Annotated in this window: 2 protein-coding genes; one reads left to right on the plus strand and one right to left on the minus strand. The window is 74.5% G+C overall.

The features are described 5' to 3' along the window. The coding region (locus G3I40_RS17485; protein WP_164303082.1) for a PAS domain-containing protein at positions 1–616 on the minus strand (616 nt) is incomplete at its 3' end. 75 nt (positions 617–691) lie between these two features. Here G3I40_RS17485 and G3I40_RS17490 point away from each other — a divergent pair. Beyond that, entirely contained in the window at positions 692–1,405 is a 714-nt protein-coding gene (locus G3I40_RS17490) for an ANTAR domain-containing protein (RefSeq protein ID WP_239091785.1), read from the plus strand. Positions 1,406–1,641: the final 236 nt, after the last annotated feature.

The raw sequence follows: 1,641 nt of genomic DNA on the forward strand, positions 1-1,641 counted from the left end.
GGTCGGGGGCGGCGGCCGCACGTGGGGCGGCGGGCGCGGCGACGGGGGAGCCGTCCCCCTCGGGCTGCAACAGGACGAGGACCGTGGTGCGCGGCTCGTTTCCTGGGCGCAGGCCCGTCAGGGTCGAGCGGACAGCGGCCTGCGGGTTCTGCTGGAGGTGCACGGTCAGGCCCCGGTCGCCCTCGCCGCGGGCCACCGCCGCCACCTGCGAGCGGAACGCGGCCCGGTCGGCGTGGGCCAGGAATCCGGTCAGCGGGCGGCCCGTCGCGTACCCGGCGCGTACCCCCGTGAAGAGCGTCGCGGCGAAGTTCAGGCGGCGGACCACCGACTCGCGGTCCACGAGCGCGACGGGCAGCGGCAGCCGCTGGAAGACGGCGCGCAGCAATTGCTGTTCCTGCCGGTCGGCGGTGGCCGAACGGCTCGCCGAGGCGCCCGGGTCGGCGGTCCGCTGCTCCTGCTGCGGCCACAACGTGGCGACCACGTGGTCGAGTTCGAAGAGCGCCGCGTCGAGCACGGTCGCCAGTTCGTCCGCGGGCACGGATCGCGCTGTCTTCAACTCGGCTACGCGGCGCACGAAGTCCGCAATTTCTTCACCGAATTCGTCCGCCTGCACCATGCCGAGAACGTATCCTCCCGAACCGTTTTCCGGGACCGACCTGGGGAAGTCGGTGCACAGAGGAGGCGTATCCCGATGACCCAGGGACACATGACGCAACTCGACCAGGAGACACCGGAGTCCGGCCTGCCGGCCCGGCGCCTGTCCGAACTCGCCGAGGAGGCCGTCCGCTGCACGGCCCACTGCTGCGGTGCCGTGGCGACCGTCCGGGACGGCAGCGACGCCCGCCCGTCCGCCGCGACCCACCCGGACCTCGCGGCCCTCGCCTCCGTGCAACGGCGCTCCGGCGTGGGCCCGATCCCGGCGGCCGAGGAAGGCGGCCTGCCCGTGGACGCCGCCGATCTGCTCCGCGACCGGCGCTGGCCGGAGTACCGGGCGCTGGCCCTCGACTCCGGAGTGCGCTCCAGCGTGACCATCCCGTTCCGCAGCGCCGACCTGACGATCACCCTCAGCCTCTACAGTTTCCGCGTCGGCACCCTCCAGGACGCGCCGCACGGGCCGGTCCGCGCCCTCGGCGACCTCGCCACCACCTGCCTGGTGCGCGACCGCTCCTACCGGGCCGCCCTGACCGAGCTGGACCAGATGGGCGCCGCCCTGCGCACCCGGCCCGTCGTCGACCAGGCGTGCGGAATCGTCATGCATGTGCTGGGCTGCGACGCGGACGAGGCGTTCACCGTGCTGCGCCGCATCTCGCAGACCACGAACCGCAAACTGTCGGACGTCGCCTCCGCCGTCGTCGAGCGGCGCGGACGCGGCCTGGAGCGGGAACTCACCGCGTTGAAGCAGTGACGAGCCCCGCACGCACGCACCGAACACCCCTCGCACGCACGGAAGCGGCCGCGCCGGGCGCGAGCGGTGCTCCGGCCCCGGCCGCACCCCCCTGTCACCCACCCGGCCCAGCCGCCGCGCCCGCTCTCCCGTCCGTCCCGCCCTCCCCGTGGGTACGCACGGTGCGGGGGCGGGGTGCGCGCCGGGATGTGACGCTGGAGGGAGCGCACCCGCTTCGGCGACGGACACACGGCACG

Source organism: Streptomyces sp. SID14478, from assembly GCF_010548525.1.
In the GTDB taxonomy this organism is placed as follows: Bacteria; Actinomycetota; Actinomycetes; order Streptomycetales; family Streptomycetaceae; genus Streptomyces.

What these genes read in the sequence shown, in the direction of transcription:
- G3I40_RS17490 (WP_239091785.1), top strand. Translation starts at nt 692, where the DNA reads ATGACCCAGGGACACATGACGCAACTCGACCAGGAGACACCGGAGTCC.